General features: G+C 66.7%; 20 protein-coding genes and 1 tRNA gene. 7 read left to right on the top strand and 14 right to left on the bottom strand.

The genetic code is table 11. The features are described 5' to 3' along the window. Positions 1–3: 3 nt before the first annotated feature. The 4 genes from cydB to A5744_RS23685 all read right to left on the bottom strand — a co-directional run bounded on the left by cydB (position 4) and on the right by A5744_RS23685 (position 4,620). Entirely contained in the window at positions 4–1,044 is a 1,041-nt protein-coding gene (cydB, locus tag A5744_RS23700; RefSeq protein WP_076064806.1) for a cytochrome d ubiquinol oxidase subunit II, read from the bottom strand. 36 nt (positions 1,045–1,080) lie between these two features. Continuing rightward, positions 1,081–2,553 carry a cytochrome ubiquinol oxidase subunit I gene (locus A5744_RS23695; protein ID WP_076064805.1) on the bottom strand — a complete coding sequence of 491 codons (1,473 nt, stop codon included), beginning with the start codon at positions 2,551–2,553 and terminating at the stop codon, positions 1,081–1,083. A 95-nt stretch (positions 2,554–2,648) separates the two neighbouring features. Beyond that, positions 2,649–3,233: an HdeD family acid-resistance protein gene (locus tag A5744_RS23690; protein ID WP_139329642.1), complete on the bottom strand. Its 585-nt coding sequence runs from the start codon at positions 3,231–3,233 to the stop codon at positions 2,649–2,651. Positions 3,234–3,288: 55 nt separating this feature from the next. Next, on the bottom strand, positions 3,289–4,620 hold the full coding sequence (locus tag A5744_RS23685) for an adenylate/guanylate cyclase domain-containing protein (protein WP_076064817.1): 1,332 nt from the start codon (positions 4,618–4,620) through the stop codon (positions 3,289–3,291). A 211-nt stretch (positions 4,621–4,831) separates the two neighbouring features. Between A5744_RS23685 and A5744_RS23680 the strand changes: the two genes are divergently transcribed. Continuing rightward, positions 4,832–5,020 carry a hypothetical protein gene (locus A5744_RS23680; protein WP_076064816.1) on the top strand — a complete coding sequence of 63 codons (189 nt, stop codon included), beginning with the start codon at positions 4,832–4,834 and terminating at the stop codon, positions 5,018–5,020. Positions 5,021–5,492: 472 nt separating this feature from the next. On the opposite strand, the gene A5744_RS23675 is transcribed toward A5744_RS23680, so the two are convergent. Further along, a tRNA-Leu gene (locus A5744_RS23675) sits at positions 5,493–5,566 on the bottom strand. A 126-nt stretch (positions 5,567–5,692) separates the two neighbouring features. Here A5744_RS23675 and A5744_RS23670 point away from each other — a divergent pair. Then, positions 5,693–6,319 (top strand): ANTAR domain-containing response regulator, encoded by a 627-nt coding sequence (locus tag A5744_RS23670; RefSeq protein WP_139331483.1) that lies wholly within the window; start codon positions 5,693–5,695, stop codon positions 6,317–6,319. Between the two features lie 89 nt (positions 6,320–6,408). Here the strand turns inward: A5744_RS23670 and A5744_RS23665 are convergent, their stop codons facing one another. Both A5744_RS23665 and A5744_RS23660 read right to left on the bottom strand, forming a co-directional pair. Further along, positions 6,409–7,611 carry a lipid-transfer protein gene (locus tag A5744_RS23665; RefSeq protein WP_076064802.1) on the bottom strand — a complete coding sequence of 401 codons (1,203 nt, stop codon included), beginning with the start codon at positions 7,609–7,611 and terminating at the stop codon, positions 6,409–6,411. Next, on the bottom strand, positions 7,608–8,051 hold the full coding sequence (locus A5744_RS23660) for a Zn-ribbon domain-containing OB-fold protein (RefSeq protein WP_076064801.1): 444 nt from the start codon (positions 8,049–8,051) through the stop codon (positions 7,608–7,610). Before A5744_RS23660 ends, A5744_RS23665 begins: the two co-directional genes overlap by 4 nt. Positions 8,052–8,176: 125 nt before the next feature. On the opposite strand from A5744_RS23660, the gene A5744_RS23655 reads away from it, so the two are divergent. From A5744_RS23655 to coaE, 4 genes are all read left to right on the top strand, one after another. After that, complete coding sequence (locus A5744_RS23655) at positions 8,177–8,464, top strand: antibiotic biosynthesis monooxygenase (protein ID WP_076064815.1); 288 nt, start codon at positions 8,177–8,179, stop codon at positions 8,462–8,464. Positions 8,465–8,532: 68 nt separating this feature from the next. Next, on the top strand, positions 8,533–11,217 hold the full coding sequence (polA, locus tag A5744_RS23650) for a DNA polymerase I (protein ID WP_139329644.1): 2,685 nt from the start codon (positions 8,533–8,535) through the stop codon (positions 11,215–11,217). 119 nt (positions 11,218–11,336) lie between these two features. Next, positions 11,337–12,782 (top strand): 30S ribosomal protein S1, encoded by a 1,446-nt coding sequence (gene rpsA / locus A5744_RS23645; RefSeq protein WP_076064799.1) that lies wholly within the window; start codon positions 11,337–11,339, stop codon positions 12,780–12,782. Positions 12,783–12,794: 12 nt separating this feature from the next. Continuing rightward, the gene (gene coaE / locus A5744_RS23640; protein WP_076064798.1) at positions 12,795–13,985 is read left to right on the top strand and encodes a dephospho-CoA kinase; all 1,191 of its coding nucleotides are present in this window, start codon (positions 12,795–12,797) and stop codon (positions 13,983–13,985) included. Here the strand turns inward: coaE and A5744_RS23635 are convergent. The 7 genes from A5744_RS23635 to A5744_RS23605 form a co-directional block, all read right to left on the bottom strand. Further along, entirely contained in the window at positions 13,982–14,398 is a 417-nt protein-coding gene (locus A5744_RS23635) for a hypothetical protein (RefSeq protein ID WP_076064797.1), read from the bottom strand. The two genes, coaE and A5744_RS23635, sit on opposite strands and share 4 nt — an antisense overlap. A gap of 11 nt (positions 14,399–14,409) precedes the next feature. Then, positions 14,410–15,189 (bottom strand): DNA-formamidopyrimidine glycosylase family protein, encoded by a 780-nt coding sequence (locus A5744_RS23630; RefSeq protein WP_076064814.1) that lies wholly within the window; start codon positions 15,187–15,189, stop codon positions 14,410–14,412. After that, positions 15,182–16,084, bottom strand: coding sequence for a non-homologous end-joining DNA ligase (gene ligD / locus A5744_RS23625; RefSeq protein WP_139329640.1), 903 nt, complete (start codon positions 16,082–16,084; stop codon positions 15,182–15,184). Before ligD (A5744_RS23625) ends, A5744_RS23630 begins: the two co-directional genes overlap by 8 nt. Next, entirely contained in the window at positions 16,081–17,079 is a 999-nt protein-coding gene (ligD, locus tag A5744_RS23620) for a non-homologous end-joining DNA ligase (RefSeq protein ID WP_076064795.1), read from the bottom strand. The genes ligD (A5744_RS23625) and ligD (A5744_RS23620) overlap by 4 nt, the downstream gene beginning before the upstream one ends. Beyond that, on the bottom strand, positions 17,076–17,660 hold the full coding sequence (locus A5744_RS23615; protein ID WP_076064794.1) for a DNA polymerase ligase N-terminal domain-containing protein: 585 nt from the start codon (positions 17,658–17,660) through the stop codon (positions 17,076–17,078). Before A5744_RS23615 ends, ligD (A5744_RS23620) begins: the two co-directional genes overlap by 4 nt. A 36-nt stretch (positions 17,661–17,696) precedes the next feature. Then, the gene (locus tag A5744_RS23610; protein WP_139329643.1) at positions 17,697–18,137 is read right to left on the bottom strand and encodes a DUF402 domain-containing protein; all 441 of its coding nucleotides are present in this window, start codon (positions 18,135–18,137) and stop codon (positions 17,697–17,699) included. A 69-nt stretch (positions 18,138–18,206) separates the two neighbouring features. Further along, complete coding sequence (locus tag A5744_RS23605; RefSeq protein ID WP_083679383.1) at positions 18,207–20,753, bottom strand: ATP-binding cassette domain-containing protein; 2,547 nt, start codon at positions 20,751–20,753, stop codon at positions 18,207–18,209. 309 nt (positions 20,754–21,062) lie between these two features. On the opposite strand from A5744_RS23605, the gene A5744_RS23600 reads away from it, so the two are divergent. After that, positions 21,063–21,972 (top strand): serine/threonine-protein kinase (locus A5744_RS23600; protein ID WP_276206973.1); only part of this gene is annotated, 910 nt, incomplete at its 3' end.

Raw genomic sequence — 21,972 nt, 5'->3', positions numbered from 1 at the left:
TGCTCAGGACGTGCGCCTCGCCAGACCGATGGGCGGCGGAATATGCTCGGCCGAGATCCGTTGCCGGAAAACCCAATACGTCCACGCCTGGTACACGATCGTCAGCGGAGCCATGAACGCCGTCACCCATGTCATGATCTTGAGCGTGTACGGCGTCGAGGACGCATTGTCGATCGTGACGCTCCATTGGCCGTTCAGCGTCGACGGGACCAGGTTGGGATACAGGACGCCGAACAGCAGCACCACCACCGCCGCGACGACAACGGCCGCGCAGAAAAACGCCAAGCCGTCGAGTCTGCCCAGCCACACCAACAGCACCGCCGCCAGCTGCGCGACCACCGCGACCCCGAGCACGGCCCACGTCCAGTGCTTGCCGTGCGCCAGCTGCGTCCAAACCCCAAAGCCCGCAACCAGTCCCGTCACGGGAAGCGACAGCCACTTGGCGAATCGGTACGCATCGTCACGCAGCGGGCCCGACGTCTTCAGGGCGATGAACACCGCGCCGTAGAGCAGGAAGAGGCCGCCGGTGGCCAGACCACCCAGCAGGGTATAGGCGTTGAGCACGTCGGTGACTGATGGGTGAGCATGGCCGGCGGCGTCGACCGGGAGCCCGCGGACCAGGACGGCGAAGGCCACCCCCCACAGCACGGCGGGCAGCCACGACCCCGCCGCGATACCGAAATCGGCCAGGGCGCGCCACTTCGTGTCGTCGATCTTGCCGCGCCACTCGATGGCCACGGCGCGCACGATCATGCCGAATAGGATCGCCAGCAGTGGCAGGTAGAGCGTGGAGAACACCGTCGCGTACCAGCCGGGAAACGCGGCGAACATCCCTGCCCCGGCGACGATCAGCCACACTTCGTTGCCGTCCCAGACCGGCCCGATGGTGTTGAGCGTCGCGCGGCGGTTCAGCTCCGGGTCGCCGGAGCCGAGCCGGGCGAGCGGCTCCATCAACATGCCCACGCCGAAGTCGAAGCCCTCCAGGATGAAGAAACCAAGGAACAGCGCCGCGATGACACCGAACCACAACTGTTGGAGTCCCACCGGCGTTCCTTTCTTTCCTTAGCGGCCCAGTAAGCCCTAGTAGGCGAAGGACAGCGGCGCCACCTCGTGCTCGGCGGGTGCCGGTGGCGCCGCCGGTTCGGCGTCGTGCTCCTGTGGCCCTTCGACGACGTAGCGCCGGAGTAGGTAAAACCAGATGACCGCGAGCACGGCGTACACCAGGGTGAAGGTCGCCAGCGAGGTGACGACCATGGCGGGGACGTGATCCGAGACGCCCTGGGCGACCGTGAGCCGAACCCGTTGGTCGCCGGTCGGATTGGGCACGACGATCCAGGGCTGGCGACCCATCTCGGTGAACACCCACCCGGCGCTGTTGGCCAGGAACGGCGTGGGAAGGGTCAGCAGCGCCAGCCGAGAGAACCACCGCTGATTGGGAATTCGGCCGCCGCGCGTCAGCCACAGCGCGGCCAGCGCGAACAGCAGCGGTATCGCAAGGAATCCGATCATCGCGCGAAACGACCAGTAGGTGACGAACAGGTTGGGCCGGTAGTCATTTGGCCCGAATCGTTGTTGGTAGTCCTGCTGGATATCGCGCACTCCCTGCAACGTCACACCGCTTAACCGGCTGTCGGCGAGGAACGGGAGGACGTAGGGCACCTCGATCACGCGGGTAATGCTTTCGCAGTTGTTGTGCGTGCCGACGGTCAGGATCGAGAAACTCGGGTCGGTTCGCGTGTCGCACAACGATTCCGCCGACGCCATCTTCATCGGTTGTTGAACGAACATCAATTTGCCTTGCGCGTCACCGGTGAAGAGCAAGCCGACGGTCGCGACCAGCGCGACCCAACAGCCGAGGATGGTCGCCGGGCGGAACATGGTTCGGGCATCGGACTCGGCGGCGGGCGTCGCGGTTTCGGCTTTGCGGGAACGGACCAGCCACCACGCGCTGACGCCCGCCACGAACGTTCCCGCCGTCAGCAAGGAACCGGCGACCGCATGCGAAAAGGCCGCTTTCGCAGTGTTATTGGTCAGCAACGCGGCAATGCTGGTCAGCTCGGCGCGCCGGGTCGCGGGGTTGTAGTGGGCGCCGACCGGGTGCTGCATGAAGGAGTTCGCCGCGATGATGAAGAACGCGGACACATTCACCGAGATCGCGACAATCCAGATGCACGCCAGGTGCACCAGCTTGGGAAGCCTGCTCCAGCCGAAGATCCACAACCCGAGGAAGGTGGATTCGAAGAAGAAGGCGGCCAGGCCTTCCATCGCGAGCGGGGCTCCGAAGATGTCCCCGACGAACCGCGAGTACTCGCTCCAATTCATGCCGAACTGGAATTCCTGCACGATCCCGGTGGCCACGCCGATGGCGAAGTTGATCAGGAACAGCTTGCCGAAGAACTTCGTCAGGCGATACCACGCGGCGTTACCGGTGGCCACCCACACCGTCTGCATGACCGCGATCAGGGGAGCCAGGCCGATGGTGAGCGGCACAAAGATGAAGTGGTAGACGGTGGTGATACCGAACTGCCACCGTGAAATGTCGACGACATTCATCTGCCATCTCCCGAAACTACGGAGGCGCATGCCTTTCTACGACGCAGTGTAGTAGATAGGTTTGGCCGACGCTACTGGGGTGATTCGCCGGCGGTTTAGCTGGCGAGCGTTTTCGACGCCTTGCGAATCCCGAACGACGACACGATCTCGAAGACGCCGATGACCACGAACCAGACGCCGACGACGAGCGCCAGCGTGACGAGCGAATTGAGCGGGGACGCCAGGACAACGATGCCCGCCAGCAGGCTGATCACGCCGACGAAAATCGACCAGCCGCGGCCCGGCAGTGTCGGATCGCTGATCGCGGAAACCGTTGTGGCGACACCGCGGAAGATAAACCCGACGCCGATCCAGATGGCCAGCAACAGGACCGCGTTACCGAAATGGCGAAACGCCAAGACGGCCAGGATGAGTGACGCCGCGCCACTGATGAACAACAGGATCCGGCTGCCGGCCGAGACGTGCAGGCTGAACGCGAAGAAGACCTGCGCGGCACCGGTGATCAGCAGATAGACGCCGAACCAGATCGCCGCGGCCAGGATGGATATTTGGGGCCAGGCCAGCACCAAGACGCCGACAACCAGCGACAGAATTCCCGATAGCAGCGAGGACTTCCACAGATGCGGTAACAAGCTTGGAATGGGCGGTTTTCCAGGAGTTGTTTCGGGGGAAGTAGTCATGGCCGCAGTCTGGCACAAACGCCGGTTCGGGTATAGGGATTGAAGGCCCTACGAATCAGACGCGGGCGGTGTGCGATTCGTCGGCAACTCGCTCGGGCGTCTCGGCGGTTACGGCCTTGCGGCCGACCAGATACCAGGTGCGCATGGTGCCCTTGCCCTTGACCTCGATGGGGCCGCGCTCCTGCAGCACGAAGTCGTCCCTGAGGCGCTCGTAGATGTCCTCGGGCACCTGAATCCGCCCGACCGAGTCGGTGGATTCCATCCGGGAGGCGACGTTGACCGCGTCGCCCCACACGTCGTAGAAGAATCGCCGGGACCCGACGACCCCGGCCACCACCGGGCCGCAGGCCATGCCGACTCGCAGTGGCAGCGGGAGGCCGTGCGGATCCTTCAGTCGGGCAGCGACATCGACCATGTCGAGCGCGAAGTCCGCCAGCGCCTGGACGTGGTCGGGCCGCGGCCGCGGTACCCCGCTGACCACCATGTAGGAGTCGCCACTGACCTTGATTTTCTCCAGCCCATGCTTGTCGACCAGCGCGTCGAAATCGCTGTAGAGACGGTCCAGGAAGCGCACCAGGTCGGCCGGGGCGGTGCCGCTGGCTCGCTCGGTGAAGCCGACGATGTCGGCGAACAGGACCGAGGCCTCGTCGTACTTGTCGGCGATGATGCCTCGCCCCGATTCTTTGAGCCGGTCGGCGATGCTGGCCGGCAACATGTTGGCCAACAGCGCCTCGGAGCGTTCGTACTGGGCTTCCATTACCGCCTCGGCGCGCGCGGTGTCACGCAGCGCGAACCACACCGTCACAAACACCATCACGACGCTGGAGATGGCGGTGATGACGAAACCCGCCGACTGGACCCACGCCGCCTGTAGCCCTGTGGCGCGCGGGACCAGGAATTCCACCGCGATAATCAGGCCAGCGGCGACGACCGCAAGCGCGGACGCCAGCACGATGTGTTCGATCCCGAGTAGCAGTACCACGATGCAGGCCCCGACGAGAAAGAAGAACTGGGCGCCCGACCCGGTGCCGACGTCCAGGCAGGTGGCGATGATCGAGACGTACGCCGCGACCATAAACGTAAGCGGCGCAAGCAATTCCCCGAACCGCTGCAGCCACGGGACAAACGCGAAGACGGTAGCGCCGACGACGTTGACCGAGCTGACTTGCCACAACCACGATCCGCTGACGATCTGCACGAGCAGGAAGGTGGCGCTCACCATCACCGCGAGCCACGCGGTGACGGTGAGGATCCGGGCCCGGCGTGCGGCGCTGTCGGCGTAGTGCTGATTGCGGTCGCGGGTTTGCGCCCGCACCGCCGCTACGCAGTCCGGGTGTTTCGCCGAGCCGTCTGAACTGGGTGGGGCTCCGCACTTCTTCGCCGCCACGTTCAAAGCGTAACCGCTGAGCCGAGCAATTGTCGGCCGCCGGCAGCCGAACGCTGGATTTGTGCGTGCCGCGCTTGCGGGCTGCAGGCCGCGCTAGGGGGCGGAAAAAACCTTTTTAAAAAAACAAGTTTAAAAGGTATTGACCCGGGTTATTCCGCACGCGTTTGATTGAGCTATTGCACACGTGTTCGGCAGGGCAAAGGGGTGCGGTATGGCTGGCTTTAAGAGAATCATCGTCGTGTTGATCCTTACCCTCACCGCCCTGCTGGCGAGCAGCTGCGCCGGGTGCAATGGGGCCACGTCGTTCCTGCGCGTAGCTACCGATTCCATCCAGAATGATCCGATGGCGGTAAATGTCGTGCACGCAGAAGAACAGGTGTGCGTTGCCCATTCGGGCTAGTCATTCCGCCTGGTCCTGATCGCGACGAGCTGGATCCGGTGCCGGACATTTCTGCTTCCGCTTAGGGGCAACTTAGGGGCAACGGCCTGCGCTACGACAACGAAAATAGTATGGAGTAACTATATATTTTCCCGGAACGCGGAAACAGCGCGAATGTGGGCGACTGGTAATTGCGCCGAATTCATACCGCTGGGCGCATTCAACGGTTTTGACATACCGTCGGCTTAGTTGAGTCCCCGGAAAAGGGGAACCGAGTATTGGAAAGGACATATTTAACGATGTCACGCCGGTTTACGGTGTGGACGCTATCGATTTGAGAACCGGCGAAGCGACGCGCTAGGGCTCATGAAACCTGCGGCAGACGTCGACTGGGCGGTTATCGAGTCAGAAACGCTGCCGCAGAATGGTGACCAGCTTGGCGTCCTCGGCGGGGGCGGGACGTCCCGACACATCATGTTGCGCCGCTGACGAGTGCCCTCGGTGGGATTCGAACCCACACTGGACGGGTTTTGAGTCCGTTTCCTCTGCCAGTTGGGATACGAGGGCTTGATCCTGCTCGAGTCCGGCCTCCTACCTTAGAGGCAGCCTCCCACCATAGAGGATTCGGCGTGGGCACCCGTCTGACCCGCCCCGAGGTCGTCAGCCTCGCGGGTTCACGACACAATGTGCGTCATGACAGGCCCCACGACCGACACCGACGCCGCCGTGCCGCGCCGGGTCCTGATCGCGGAAGACGAAGCGCTGATCCGCATGGACCTGGCCGAGATGCTGCGAGAGGAGGGCTATCAAATCGTCGGCGAGGCCGGCGACGGCCAGGAGGCCGTCGAACTGGCCGAGCAGCATAAGCCCGACCTGGTGATCATGGATGTCAAGATGCCGCGCCGCGACGGGATCGACGCGGCGTCGGAAATCGCCAGCAAGCGCATCGCGCCGATCGTGGTGCTGACCGCCTTCAGCCAGCGCGATCTGGTGGAGCGGGCCCGCGACGCCGGGGCGATGGCGTATCTGGTGAAGCCCTTCACCATCAGCGACCTGATCCCGGCCATCGAATTGGCGGTGAGCCGGTTCAGCGAGATCACCGCGCTGGAGCATGAGGTGGCGACGCTGTCGGACCGGCTGGAGACCCGCAAGCTCGTCGAACGCGCCAAGGGGCTGCTGCAGACCAAGCAGGGCATGTCAGAGCCCGAGGCCTTCAAGTGGATTCAGCGCGCCGCCATGGACCGGCGCACCACAATGAAACGGGTCGCCGAAGTCGTCCTGGAAACCCTCGGGGACGCCCCCGCCGAAGAGTCCAAGTAGCCGTTTCGCATCGGGTGTGCGCTGACGGCGTCGAGTGTGCGCCCTGGTCGCCCAGCTTGCACACTCGACGGGCAGACGGGCAGGGGCCGCTAGCGCGCGACGATCACCGACGAACCGTGTCCGAAGAGTCCCTGATTGGCGGTGACGCCCACCGTCGCGTTCTCCACCTGTCGGCCGGTGGCCTGGCCGCGCAGCTGCCATGTCAGCTCGCAGACCTGAGCGATCGCCTGGGCGGGGATGGCCTCGCCGAAGCAGGCCAGTCCGCCCGACGGATTGACCGGGATCTTGCCGCCGATCTTGGTCGCACCGCTGCGCAGCAGCGCCTCGGCCTCGCCCTTGGCGCACAGCCCGAGGTGCTCGTACCAGTCGAGTTCCAGCGCGGTGGATAGGTCATAGACCTCGGCCAGGCTCAGGTCCTCGGGCCCGATGCCCGCCTCGGCGTAGGCGGCGTCCAGGATCTGGTCCTTGAACACCCGCTCCGGTGCAGCCACAACAGCGGTGGAATCCGTTGCGATATCCGGCAATTCGGGCAGGTGCTGCGGATAGCGCGGGGTGACGGTGCTGACCGCACGCACGGACGGAACGCCGTCGAGTGAGCCGAGGTGCTTACGCGTGAACTCCGCGCTGGCCACGATCAGCGCCGCGGCACCGTCGGAGGTGGCGCAGATGTCGAGTTGCCGAAGCGGGTCGGAGACCACCGGGCTGGCCAGCACGTCCTCGACCGAGGATTCCTTGCGGTAGCGGGCATTCGGGTTCTGCAGGCCGTGCTGAGAGTTCTTGACCTTCACTTGAGCGAAGTCCTCCGACGTCGCCCCGTACAGGTCCATCCGCCGGCGCGCCAGCAGCGCGAAGTACACCGGGTTCATCGCGCCGATCAGGTGGAACCGCTGCCAGTCGGGGTCGTTCTTGCGTTCGCCGCCGACTGGAGCGAACGCGCCTTTGGGAGTGGTGTCGGCGCCGATGACCAGCGCGACGTCGCAGAATCCGGCCAGGATGTGGGCGCGGGCGCTCTGCAGCGCCTGCGAACCGCTGGCGCAGGCGGCGTAGCTCGAGCTGACCGGCACGCCGTTCCAGCCGAGCTTCTGTGCGAACGTCGACCCCGCGATGAAGCCCGGGTAGCCGTTGCGGATGGTGTCGGCGCCGGCGACCAGCTGGATCTGTTGCCAATCCAGCCCGGCCTCCGCCAGCGCGGCCCGCGCTGCGACCACACCGTATTCGGTGAAATCGCGGCCCCATTTGCCCCAGGGGTGCATCCCGGCGCCGAGAATGTACAGCGGTTCGGGAGTACTCATGAGGCCACCTTCCAGGCGTGCACGAGGCGCTCGACGCCGTCGTCATCGGTGAACAGCGGCATGGTGGTCAGTTCCATCTGCATGCCGACCTTCAGGTCCGCCGCCAGCGTGCCCTCGACGACCTTGCCGAGCACGATGATTCCCTCGTTGGCCAGCTCGACCGCGGCGATGGCGAACGGCTCGAACGGGTCCGCCGCGGGGTAGGGCGCGGGCGGGGGATACCGGTTTTCGGTGTAGCTCCACAGCGTCCCGCGGGTCGACAACGCGACGGACTCCAGGGTGTCGCTGGCGCACCCCGGGTTCGGGCAGTTGTTCTCCCGGGGCGGGAAAACATAGGTTCCGCACGCGGGGCACTTGCTGCCGATCAGATGGGGATTTCCGGCGTCGTCGGCGGCGAACCAGCCGTCGATCGCGGCTTGTGTACTGGTGACCTCTGGCACTCGGTCAGACTACCCAGCCCAAACGCAAAACTGAAACGTGTTGCAGTTCTGCCGCGGGGCTGCGCCGATGACTTCGGCGGGCGTCGGAGGTCATAGGAGGTGTGAGGCAAGCGAAGGAGCATCCGATGGTGATCGTCGCGGGATACCTTGTCGTCGAGCCGCAGCGGCGAGACGACTATCTGGCCGGATGTGAGGCCGTCGTGCGGCAAGCCCGCCGGACGCCCGGCTGCCTCGACTTCTCGATCGCCGCCGACCTACTCGATCCGAGTCGCATCGGCATCTTCGAACGCTGGGAGTCGCGGGCCGCCGTCGATGCATTCCGCGGCAGCGGACCCAGTGACGAACAGCAAGGCTTGATCGTGCGCGCGTCGGTTTCCGAGTACGACGTGACCGCCGAGCGGCGGCTCACTTGATGTCACGAGGGGTGCCTAGAGTGTGAGCCGTGAGCACCGCCAGCGAGGAACAGACCAAGCCGACGCTGATGCTGCTGGACGGCAATTCGCTGGCTTTCCGCGCGTTCTACGCGCTGCCCGCCGAGAACTTCAAGACCCGCGGCGGGCTGACCACCAACGCGGTATACGGATTCACCGCGATGCTGATCAACCTGCTGCGCGACGAGGCCCCGACACACATCGCCGCCGCGTTCGACGTGTCGCGGCAGACCTTCCGTTCCGAGCGCTACCCCGAATACAAGGCCAACCGATCGTCGACGCCCGATGAGTTTCACGGACAGATCGACATCACCAAGGAAGTGCTGGGCGCACTTGGCATCACGGTCCTCGCGGAACCGGGATTCGAGGCCGACGACCTGATCGCGACGCTGGCCACACAGGCGGAAAACGAGGGTTACCGCGTGCTGGTGGTCACCGGTGACCGTGACTCCCTGCAGTTGGTCAGCGACGACGTGACGGTGCTGTATCCGCGCAAGGGCGTCAGCGAGCTCACCCGCTTCACCCCCGATGCCGTCGTCGAGAAGTACGGGCTGACCCCCGCGCAGTATCCCGACTTCGCCGCCCTGCGCGGCGACCCCAGCGACAACCTGCCCGGCATCCCCGGCGTGGGGGAGAAGACCGCCTCGAAATGGATCGTCGAATACGGCTCGCTGCAGGGGTTGGTCGACAACGTCGAGTCGGTGCGCGGCAAGGTGGGCGACGCGTTGCGCGCGCATCTGGCCAGCGTGGTGCGCAACCGGGAACTCACCGACCTGGTGAAAGACGTGCCGCTCGCGCAGACGCCGGACACGCTGCGGCTGCAGCCGTGGGATCGCGACCAGATCCACCGGCTCTTCGACGACCTGGAATTCCGGGTGTTGCGTGACCGGCTGTTCGACACGCTGGCCGCTGTCGAGCCCGAGGTCGACGAGGGTTTCGACGTGCGCGGCGGCGCGCTGGACGCCAGCGCCGTAGGCCAATGGCTGGCCGAGCACGCCAGCGACGGGCGCCGCTGCGGGCTGGCGGTGGTCGGTACGCACCTGCCCTACGAAGGGGACGCGACCGCGCTGGCCATCGCCGCCGCCGACGGGGAAGGCGCGTACGTCGACACCGCGAAATTGACCCCCGACGACGACGCCGCGCTGGGGGCGTGGCTGGGCGATCCCGCGAAACCCAAAGCGCTGCATGAGGCGAAGCTGGCCATGCACGACCTCTGGGGCCGCGGCTGGACGCTTCGCGGGGTCACGTCCGACACCGCGCTGGCGGCCTATCTGGTGCGGCCAGGGCAACGCAGCTTCACCCTGGACGACCTGTCGCTGCGCTACCTGCGTCGCGAACTGCGCGCGGAAACACCTGAGCAACAACAACTTTCGCTGCTCGACGACATGGACGAGGCGGGCGGCGTCGACGAGCAAGCGGTCCAGACGGTGATCCTGCGGGCCCGCGCGGTGGTGGATCTGGCCGATGCGCTGGATGCCGAGCTGGAGCGCATCGACTCGACGGCACTGCTGGCCGAGATGGAGCTGCCCGTTCAGCAGGTGCTAGCGCACATGGAAAACGCCGGTATCGCAGTGGATTTGCGGCTGCTGACCGAACTGCAGAGTCAATTCGGCGACCAGATCCGCGATGCCGCCGAGGCCGCATACGCCGTGATCGGCAAGCAGATCAATTTGGGCTCGCCGAAGCAGTTGCAGGTGGTGCTGTTCGACGAGCTGGGAATGCCGAAGACCAAGCGAACGAAGACCGGCTACACCACCGATGCTGATGCCCTGCAATCGCTCTTCGACAAGACGGAACATCCGTTTTTGCAACATCTGCTCGCCCACCGCGACGTCACCCGGCTGAAAGTCACCGTCGACGGATTGCTCAATTCGGTGGCCGGGGACGGCCGCATCCACACCACGTTCAACCAGACCATCGCGGCGACGGGCAGGTTGTCGTCGACGGAACCCAACCTGCAGAACATCCCGATCCGCACCGACGCCGGTCGCCAGATCCGCGACGCGTTCGTGGTCGGGAAGGGACCCAATGGCCCGATGGCCGAGCTGATGACGGCCGACTACAGCCAGATCGAGATGCGAATCATGGCACACCTGTCCCGCGACGAAGGCCTCATCGAGGCGTTCAACACCGGAGAGGACCTGCACTCGTTCGTCGCCTCGCGCGCTTTTGGCGTGCCGATCGAGGAAGTCACCGCCGAATTGCGCCGCCGGGTGAAGGCGATGTCGTACGGATTGGCCTACGGGCTCAGCGCATATGGCTTGGCCGCCCAACTGAAGATCTCCACCGAGGAGGCGAAAGTCCAGATGGACCAATACTTCGCCCGATTCGGCGGAGTGCGCGACTACCTGATGGACGTCGTCGAGCAGGCCCGCAAGGACGGCTACACCTCAACGGTATTGGGCCGTCGGCGCTATCTTCCCGAGCTGGACAGCAGCAATCGCCAGGTGCGCGAGGCCGCCGAGCGGGCGGCGCTCAACGCCCCGATCCAGGGCAGCGCGGCCGACATCATCAAGGTGGCGATGATCGAAGTCGACAAGGCGATCAAGGACGCCGGGCTCTCGTCGCGCATGCTTTTGCAGGTCCACGACGAATTGCTGTTCGAAATCGCCCCTGGCGAGCACGAACAGGTCGAAGCGCTGGCACGCGAAAAGATGGGCGGCGCCTACCCGCTGGACGTCCCGCTGGAGGTTTCGGTGGGCTACGGCCGCAGCTGGGACTCAGCGGCGCACTGAAGCCGGATTAGCGCCGCATTACAGCCCGAGTTTGTCCAGCTTGTGCCCTGTCGAGTAGCCTCAACAGGTAAATCCCGAATTGTCCCTACGACCCCACCTGTCCGGAGCAACCCAACAACATGCCGAGTCCCGCCGTCACCTCGCCCCAAGTAGCCGTCAACGACATTGGCTCCAGCGAGGACTTTCTTGCCGCAATAGACAAAACGATCAAGTACTTCAACGATGGCGACATCGTCGAAGGCACCATCGTCAAAGTTGACCGGGACGAGGTGCTCCTCGACATCGGCTACAAGACCGAAGGGGTCATCCCCGCCCGCGAGCTCTCCATCAAGCACGATGTCGACCCCAACGAGGTCGTTTCCGTGGGAGACGAAGTCGAGGCCCTGGTTCTCACCAAGGAGGACAAAGAGGGCCGGCTGATCCTGTCCAAGAAGCGCGCCCAGTACGAGCGCGCCTGGGGCACCATCGAGGCGCTCAAGGAGAAGGACGAGGCCGTCAAGGGCACCGTCATCGAGGTCGTCAAGGGCGGCCTGATCCTCGACATCGGGTTGCGCGGCTTCCTGCCCGCCTCGCTGGTCGAGATGCGCCGGGTCCGCGACCTGCAGCCGTACATCGGCAAGGAGATCGAGGCCAAGATCATCGAGCTGGACAAGAACCGCAACAACGTGGTGCTGTCGCGGCGGGCTTGGCTCGAGCAGACCCAGTCCGAGGTGCGCAGCGAGTTCCTCAACCAGCTGCAAAAGGGCGCCATCCGCAAGGGTGTGGTTTCCTCCATCGTCAACTTCGGCGCGTTCGTCGATCTGGGCGGTGTGGACGGCCTGGTGCACGTCTCCGAGTTGTCCTGGAAGCACATCGATCACCCGTCCGAGGTGGTCCAGGTCGGCGACGAGGTCACCGTCGAGGTGCTCGACGTCGACATGGATCGTGAGCGGGTTTCGTTGTCGCTCAAGGCGACTCAGGAAGACCCGTGGCGGCACTTCGCCCGCACCCACGCCATCGGCCAGATCGTGCCGGGCAAGGTCACCAAGCTCGTTCCGTTCGGCGCGTTCGTCCGCGTGGAGGAGGGCATCGAGGGCCTGGTGCACATCTCCGAGCTGGCCGAGCGGCATGTCGAGGTGCCGGACCAGGTGGTCGCGGTCGGCGACGACGCGATGGTCAAGGTCATCGACATCGACCTGGAGCGTCGCCGAATCTCGTTGTCGCTCAAGCAGGCCAACGAGGACTACACCGAGGAGTTCGACCCCGCGAAGTACGGCATGGCCGACAGCTACGACGAGCAGGGCAACTACATCTTCCCCGAGGGCTTCGATCCGGACACCAACGAGTGGCTGGAAGGATTCGACGCCCAGCGAACCGAGTGGGAGGCGCGCTACGCCGAGGCGGAGCGCCGGCACAAGATGCACACCACGCAGATGGAGAAGTTCGCCGCAGCCGAGGCCGCCGCGCCCAGCGGTGGCGACCAGTCGCCGGGCAACGGCGCTCCCCCCGAGAAGGCCGCCGGAGGGTCGCTGGCCAGCGACGCCCAGCTGGCCGCGCTGCGGGAAAAGCTCGCCGGCAACGCATAATCGCGTTCACGGATGCTGCGCATCGGGCTGACCGGCGGCATCGGCGCCGGAAAATCCGCGCTGTCCGCCACGTTCGCGGAGTGCGGCGGGATCATCGTCGACGGCGACGTCATTGCGCGTGAGGTGGTCCAGCCCGGAACCGAGGGGCTTGCGTCGCTCGTCGATGCGTTTGGCGACGGCATCCTGCTAGCCGACGGATCGTTGGATCGGCCGGCGTTGGCCGCCAAGGCTTTCGCCGACGACGAGGCGCGCAAGAAGCTCAACGGGATCGTCCACCCACTGGTGGCGAAGCGGCGCTCGGAAATCATCGCGGCCGTCTCGGACGATGCCGTTGTCGTCGAAGACATTCCGCTGCTGGTCGAATCGGGAATGGCGCCGCTGTTCCCGTTGGTGGTCATCGTGCACGCCGACGTCGACGTGCGGCTGCGACGGCTGGTCGAGCAGCGCGGCATGGCCGAAGAGGACGCCCGCGCCAGGATCGCCGCCCAGGCCGACGACGAGCAACGCCGCGAAGTCGCCGATGTGTGGCTGGACAATTCGGGCAGCCAGGCGGATTTGGAGCAGCGGGCGCGCGACGTATGGCACAACCGGATACTGCCGTTCGCCCATAACGTGGCGGAGCGCCAGATCGCCCGGGCGCCGGCCCGGTTGGTGCCGGCCGACCCGGCCTGGCCCGCCCAGGCGCGGCGCATCGTCGCCCGGCTGCAGACCGCCTGCGGCCACAAGGCGTTGCGGGTCGACCACATCGGATCGACCGCCGTGCCCGGCCTCGACGCGAAGGACGTCATCGACATCCAGATCACCGTCCAATCATTGGCGGTGGCGGACGAACTCGCCGAGCCGCTGCTGTCCGTCGGATATCCGCGCATCGACGCGATCACGCACGATGTGGCCCACAGCGACGATCCCGCGTTGTGGCGCAAGCGGATTCACGCGTCGGCCGATCCCGGCCGACCGACGAATGTGCATATCCGGGTGGATGGATGGCCCAATCAGCAGTTCGCGCTGCTGTTCGTGGATTGGCTGACGGCCAACCCCGACGCCCGCGCGGACTATCTGGCCGCCAAGCGCGACGCCGAAGAGCGGGCGAACGGCCACACTGACGCTTACGTTGCCGCCAAGGAGCCCTGGTTTCTCGACGCCTACCGACGTGCGCGGGAATGGGCCGACTCGACGGGCTGGCGGCCCCGCCCGGTCACCTAACCTGGCAACGGCGCTCCGCATTGCAGCGCACCGCTATTGGGATCGGCATTGCCGATCGCGGGCCTGACCATTTGGTCGGCTTGCGTGAAAACGTTGTCGTCGACGTCGATCTCGCAATGCACGTTCGCGGCGTACGGGAAACGAAGGACGATCCGGAGCCCGGCTTGCGCGGGGTCGGGTAATACGGTGTTGGCTTCGAATACGTTGCCCGGCATCGAAGGAAGGCTGGTGGTGTTGGTCTGGCCACCGTTGATCACGAAGGTGGCCTGGCTGCCGGTGGTCAGCGCATCGATCCTGGCGCGGTAGGTGATGTTGTGCAGATCCGCCCGCGCGGTCGCCGGGCTTAGCTGCGCGCCGGCCGCAACCAGTGTCAGGGCGGCGACCGTCGTCCACCTGCGCTTGCTAAGGCTCATAACTGCCGAGATTACCCGGGCTGGCAGCGGGGACACCACACCGATGCCCGGCCCCCCACGCGACGGCGGGTGAGCCGCGTGCCGCAGCGCGGGCAACTCGGGTCCGGCTCGTCGCGCACCCGGGTGAGCCACCGCGGTAGGCCGGGCACCCGGCCGTGTCGCACCGAGGTGCGCAGCACCTGCGTCATCGCGGCGTGCAGGCGCTTGACGTCGTCGCCGTCCAGGTCGGCGACCGGGAGCGTCGGTCGCAGCCGGGCCCGCCAGCAGATTTCGTCGGCGAGCAGGTTGCCGAGGCCCGCGATCACCGACTGGTCCATCAGGGTCGGCTTGAGCCGACCGTGCCGCCCGGACAGCACGTCGCGAAACGCCCTCAGGTCCATGCCCAACGCATCGGGGCCCTGCGGACCCGTCACGTGCGCGATGTCGTCGTCGGAATCGGCCAGCCACACCCCACGCAGCTTGCGCAGGTCGGCGTAGCGCAGTTCGCCCTTGTCCAGGGACAGCACCAGCCGCTCATAGCCCTTCGGCTCGGCGTCGTCGGCGGCGTAGTACGGGTGGCCGGTCATCCCGCTGTGCACCAGCAGCGTCGGGCCGTCGGTGGGCAGGATCAGCCACTTGCCGTGCCGCCGTGGCGTGCGGAAGCGGTGCCCGGCGCAGCGACGTCCGAGCGCCGCGGCGGTGGTGTTGCGCAGAATGCCGGGATCGCGAACCTCTACGTGCCGAATGCGGCGGCCGGGCAGCGCGCCGGCAAGCTCGCGCCGAAACCCTTCCACGTCAGGCAGTTCAGGCACGACGTTTCGCCAGCCGCTTCGCCGGGCCGCCCAGCGCGCGCGCATGACGGGACATGTCGGCCCACGGATCACGTTGCCCGGCCAGCCGTTTGGGAACATCGCGGATGGTGAATCGGTCGGCCCTTAGGCCTCGGGCGTCCAATTCATCCCACTCCAGTGGGGTGGCCACCGGTGCACCGGGGCGGGCCCGGACCGAATACGGTGCAACCGCGGTCTGCGCGTACGCGTTTCGCATCACGTCGATATACACCCGGCCGCCGCGCTTGTCCTTGCGCACCTCCACGGTGCGGTGCTTGGGATCGTCGGCCGCGACCACCTCGGCGACGTCGCGGGTGAACTGCCGGGCGGTGTCGAAGTCGGTGTCGGGACGCACCGGGACCACCACGTGTAGCCCGCGGGAGCCGGTGGTCTGCACGTAGCACGCCAGCCCGAGGTCATCGAGCACGCCGGCGGTCGCGCGGGCCGTCGCGCGCACCACCGCGAAGTCGGCGTCGGAGGGGTCGAGGTCGAACACCAGCCGGTCGGGGTTGTGCAGCCGATCCCGCCGCGACTGCCACACGTGCAACGTGATGCAGTTCTGGTTTGCCAGCCAGCGCAACGCCTCTCGGCGGTCGGCCACCGGATGCACAAGGGTGCCGCCCTCCTTGGCGACCTCGGCGCCGCTCATCCAGTCCGGCAGCGAATCGGCGAAATCCTGCTGCACGAACCCTTGTTCGCCGATGCCGCGCGGAAACCGCTGCACGGTCAGCGGCCGGTCGCGCAGATGCGGCAGCATCGTGTCGGCCACCTCGCCGTAGTAGTCGACCAGATCTGCCTTGGTGATCCCTTTTCGCGACGACGGATCCGGGAACAACACCCGATCCGGATGGGTGACTTCGACTTCGACTGGCATCAGTGTGTCTCCCGTACGACGTCTCGGGGGTCCTTGTCGATGCGCAGACCCTGATAGCGCGGGTGGCGCAGCTTGCCGTCACGCGTCCACTCGGTGAACCCGATCTGCGCCACCAGTTCCGGGCGGACCCAGTGCACGCTCTTCTCGCGCACCAGACCCCGGGTGAACGGCGGCGTGTCCTGCTCGATGGGCGACAGGCGCTCGTGCAGGCTGTGCAGCGTCGCCTCGTCGAAGCCGGTGCCGACCTTGCCGGCGTAGACGAGGTCGCGCCCTTCGTGGTAGCCGAGCAACAGCGCGCCCAACTCGATGCGGCTGCCTTTGGGGCTGGTGTAGCCGCCGACCACGAACTCTTGGTCGCGAACGCATTTGAACTTCAGCCAATTCGGTGAGCGGCGGCCTTCATACGCCGCGTCAGCCCGCTTGGCGATCACTCCTTCGTCGCCGCGGGCGCAGGCGGCCCGGTAGGCGGCGATGCCGTCCCCGACGCGATGCGGCGCATACCGCAGCGGGTCGGTGAAGTCGATCGCATTGCGCAGCAGTCGTTTACGCCAGAGCAGCGGCACCTCGGTGGTGGACATGCCGTCGAGGTGCAGCAGGTCGAACAGGTAGTAGTAGATCCGGATGCGCGACGCCCGGGCCGCTTCGGGGTCGGTGATGCCCAGCCGCCCCTGCAGCCGGGCGAAGCTGGTGCGGCGTCCCTCGAACGCCACCACCTCGCCGTCGACGACGAATCGGGTGGTGTGCTGGGCCGCGAGCGCGTCGACCAGTTCCGGGTAGGTTCCGTTGAGCCGCTGGCGATTTCGTGACAGCAGCCGCACCCGATCGCCGTCGCGAAACGCCAGGCAGCGCATCCCGTCGAATTTTCGCTCGAAGATCCAGTGGGGGTCGGAGAAGCGCTTCTCGGTCAGGGTGGCCAGCGTGGGATCTCGCCAGTCCGGCACGGGCTCGTCGTGCAGGTCCGCGCGTACCGGGCCGGGCAACCCGGCGAGCGGGGTCACGACTCGTCCAGGTCGTCGAGCGTGCGGCCGGACAGCACCGATTCCGGCTGACTCTTGACCGGCTTTCGCCGCGCGTCGGCGTCCTCGTCCCTGCGTTTGATCAGCAGCCAGGTCTCGTCTTTGCCCTCCCGGATCCGCGTGAGCGCAAAGCCGCCCTGCAGCTTTTCGCCGTGCAGGCGGAACGAAAGATGGCCGCGGTCAAGGCCTTCCGTCATTTCGTAGTTGGTGGCGTTGGCATAGGTGCCGCGGTCCCAGACGATGACCTCGCCGGCGCCGTATTCGCCGCGCGGGATGACTCCCTCGAACGTCGCATAGTCGAGCGGATGATCCTCGGTGCGGCGCGCCATCCGCCTGTCCTTCGGATTCGTCGACGGCCCGTTGGGGATCGCCCACGAAACGAGCACGCCGCCTATCTCGAGGCGGAAGTCATAGTGATCGCTGCGCGCCGCGTGGTGCTGGATGACGAAAGACGGCCGCTTGTCGGCCTTGCGGCGCTTCGTGCCCCGCTCGCCACGCGGCTCGGGGCTCTTCCCGGTTCGGAGACCGGAGCGCCGTTTGCGCCGATATTCGCTCAGGGGCATTCCGAAGGCATACCCTTCGGCCGGTGCGGAAAACTGCTAGGCGGTGCGCCAGGTGAGTTGCATGCCGTTGCCGGCCAGCCATCGGGCGAGGTCATAGCCGTTGCGGGCCAGGCCGTCGATGGCATCTACCGCGCGCCGCACCGCCCGTTCGGCGACCTCCGGAGTCAGCAGGCCGTGGCGGACGGCGTCGAACAGCTCGTCGACATCGGCCAGCTCGGCTCCCCTCCCGGTACGAACCTCGATGTCGAGGTAGTGGTCTTGCGAGTGCCACGCCCGCGGGCCGGGCGTGTATTCGCCGACGTCGAGGTAGTAGTCATGGTCGCGCTCGTGGCCGGGATTGAAGTGGAACACCGTGGCGCGCAGGCCCAGCGACGGCAACAGCCACGACTCCAGGTAATGGAACTGGGCCCGGCCCGGGGTGGGCCGGGCGACGTAGAGCCCCCACGGCCGCACGACGTACTCGTCGACGGCCCGCACGATGCCCTTCGGGTCGGTGTTGGTGCGGGCGACCAGGTCGAATGTCTCGTGCTTCGGCGGATGCATGAGTCAGCGGCGCAGCCGGATCTTCCATCGCACAAACCCGGCATAGAACAGCGACAACGCGGCCAGCATGCCCATGTCCAGCAGCCAGATCTTCGGTGTGTGTCGCCAGAACCGGTCCTCGGGGACCAGCGAACCGGGCACCAGGTGGCGCAGGTCGACCGTCGACGCCGCCGCGGCGTAGCCCCAGCGCGCAGGCGTGGCAAACGACAGCTGATCGAGCCCCAGCCGCCCGGTCACCGGCACCATTCCGCCGCACAGCACCAACTGCGCCATCACCGACACGACGAACAGCGGCATGATCTGCTCGCTGGAACGGACCAGCGAGGAAACGGCCAGCCCGAGCATGGCGGAGGCCACACAGGTCGCGGCGACGGTTGCGAACAGCTCGAGGGTGGCGTTCCCCAGCACCACGGCGCCTCGCGTCGGCGCGCCCTTGCCCAGCACCACGATCGCCGTGGTAATCGCCGACTGCAGGATCGCGAAGCCACAGAACACCCCGGTCTTGGCCAGCAGGTAGGCCGTGGTCGACAGCCCGACCGCCTGTTCACGCTGGAAGACGGCGCGCTCGCCGACGAGGTCGCGGATGGTCAACGCGGTACCCATGAACGCCGCGGCGGGCAGCAGCAGGCTGAGTATCTGCGCGGCTTCGTCCGGCGTGCCGGCATGCGGGCCCGCGATGTGAAACCCGACGTTGCCGGGCACGGTCAGCGAGAGCGCACCCAGGATGAAAGGCAACAGCGCCAGGAACACGAAGTAGGCCCGGTCGGCGACGACCAGGCGGACCTGACGGCGCGCGACGGTCGAGATCTGGCGCCGCACACTGGTGTGCACCGGTGCGCCCAGGTCGCCCGGCTGATCGGTCTTGTCGAGTTTCTGCGGCCTCCGCTGGGCTTCGGCGCGGGCCAGAAAGCGTCGATTGGCCTCTTCGGGGTCCGCGCCGACGTGGGTGAAGATCTTGGCCCAGTTGGTGGTGCCCATAGCCGCACCGATCTGGTCGGGCGGGCCGCAGTAGGCCGTCTTGCCGCCGGGCGCCACCAACAGCAGCTGGTCGCAGATATCGAGGTAGGACAACATGTGCGTCACCACGATCACCACCCGGCCGGCATCCGCGAGCTGGCGCAGCATCGTCATGACTTGGTGGTCCAGCGCCGGGTCCAGACCCGATGTCGGCTCGTCCAGGATCAGCAGCGACGGCCCGGTGAGCAGTTCCAGGGCGACCGAGGCGCGCTTGCGCTGGCCGCCGGAGAGCTTGTCGACGCGGGTGTCGGCGTGCTTGGTCAGCTCGAGTTCGTCGAGAACCTGCGCGACGACCCTGGCGCGGTCGGACTTGCCGGTGTCCGGCGGAAGGCGTAACTCGGCGGCGTAGCCGAGGGCCTGGTTCACCGTCAGCTGGCGGTGCACCACGTCGTCCTGCGGGACCATGCCGATCCGGCTGCGCAGGGACGCGTACTCGGTGTGGATGTCGTGGCCCTCGAAGCTGACCGACCCGGAGGTGGGGCGGGCGTAGCCGGCGATCAGCCGGGCCAGCGTGCTCTTGCCAGCCCCGGACCCGCCGATCACGGCGGTGAGCGTCCCGGGCCGGGCGGTCAGGGAGATGTCGTCGAGCAACTGCTTGTTGTCGACGACGTACTTCACGCCGCGCACCTCGAGGCCGCCGGTGCGGTTCGCGGCGGCGCTGCGTTCGATCAGGGTGCCGTCGTGGAACACCAGGTCGACGTTGCCGATGGTGACCACGTCGTCCTCGGTCAGGATCGCGGACCCGACCCGGGTGCCGTTGACGAACGTCCCGTTGACGCTGGTGTCGCGGATCTCGGTGCCGAGGTGCGTCTGCACCAGGGTCGCGTGCCGGCGTGAGGCCAGGACGTCGGACACCACGACGTCGCTGTCGGCGGCGCGGCCGATCGTGGTGCCGGTGCCGCCCGCGGGCGAGCGCGGCGTCAGGAACTTCACCATGCGCGTGGCGAGGTTGGACACGTCGGCGGTCTTCGCATCGATCACCGTCGATTCGACGTTCGGCGGCGCCGGGTGCGGAGTGGCCAATCTGCCGGCGTTGACGACGGTCCGCTCGTTGCCCGGCGGTCGTCGCGGCGGCCGCACCGGCGGCCGGATCGGATTCGTCCGCTCCTGGGTCGTCGACCACGCCAGCGTGGGAGGCCCGGAATCCGGCACCGCCCTCGTCGGGGATGGCCGGCTGGTCGGCCCGTGTTGCGGGCCGATCGCGAAGGTCAGCCGAGGCCCGTGCGGATTGCCGACGTTGATGCTCTGGCCGTCGTGGATGTCGATGACCGGCATCGGATAGCCGTTGACGTACGTCCCGTTCAGCGAGCCGTTGTCGATGGCCAGCCAGCGGCCTTGATCGAAACGCAGTATCAAGTGCGCGCGCGATATCCGCGGGTCCGGGATGCGTAAGTCGGCGTGCAGGTCGCGCCCGACGACCACCTCATGACCCGCGGCGAAGGAACGTTGGGACCCGTCATGCCGAATGGTCAGCGCGGGCGCGGCGGGTCGACTCACCACACAAGTATCGGCCGTCGCCCGAGTGGGCTCCATGAGAGTCGGCTGTGATTTCACTTTGTTTCGTGTTCACAGCTGTCTCATAACCTCCGGTGGCCCAACGCCTATCCGCGTCCGGCATCATCCGAAAGGGCGCCGGGGGAGGCGCCCGGCCGAGCGCGCTTGAGGGGGCAACCATTGACGGACGAGCAAGACGGGCACAAAGTAACCACCCGGCGCATTGCCGCCGGGCGACGCCTGCTGCGCAACCCGCGGCTGGCCCGAGAGGCGTTGCGCGCGCACCTATTTCGCCGCGCCCCGGCCATCAGCTCGGACCCGAACGAGGGCAGTGGCCCGCGCCTGGCGATGGCCGGCGGCACGAAATTCGCCGGCTACACCATCCTGCGACCGCTGGGCGCCGGGGGGATGGCCGAGGTCTATCTGGCTTTGCACCCCAGGCTGCCGCGGCGCGACGTGATCAAGGTCCTCGCCGAGGCGGTCACCGCGGATCCCGAATTCCGGGAGCGGTTCAATCGTGAGGCCGATCTGGCGGCAACCCTGTGGCACCCGCATATCGTCGGCGTGCATGATCGCGGCGAATTCGATGGCCACCTTTGGATTTCCATGGACTACGTCGAGGGCACCGACGCGTCGCGGCTGGTGCGGGAGCATTACGGGGACGGGATGCCTCTCGACGAGGCGTGCGCCGTTCTCGACGCGGTCGCGGGCGCCCTCGACTACGCACACGATCGCGGCCTGCTGCACCGGGATGTCAAGCCCGCCAACATTCTGCTCACCCATCCCGAGAACAATGAACGCCGAATCCTGTTGGCGGACTTCGGTGTAGCGCGCCACCTCGGCAGCATCAGCGGGATCACCGAGACCAATGTCGCGGTGGGAACGGTCGCCTATGCCGCGCCGGAGCAGTTGGCCGGTGCCAACATCGATGGCCGCGCAGACCAATACGCGTTGGCCGGCACGGCATTTCATCTGCTCACCGGCGCGCCACCGTTCCAGCACTCCAACCCGATCGCGGTGATCAGCCAGCACCTGCACGAGGATCCGCCCCGGCTCAGCGATTACCGTCCGGAATTGGCGCACCTCGACGACGTGTTCGCCAAGGCCCTCGCCAAACGCCGCGAAGACAGGTTCGATCGGTGTCGGGACTTCGCGGCCGCCGTCAGCGAGCGGTTGGACAACGCCGCCACGGCGACCAGCACCGCGCACACCAGCGCGGTCGCCCATCGGGTCCTCGACGAGTATCGGTGGCTCATCG

The sequence above is a fragment of the Mycobacterium sp. IS-1264 genome, assembly GCF_001954195.1.
In the GTDB taxonomy this organism is placed as follows: domain Bacteria; phylum Actinomycetota; class Actinomycetes; order Mycobacteriales; family Mycobacteriaceae; genus Mycobacterium.
This window is presented reverse-complemented; position numbering and strand designations above follow the sequence as displayed.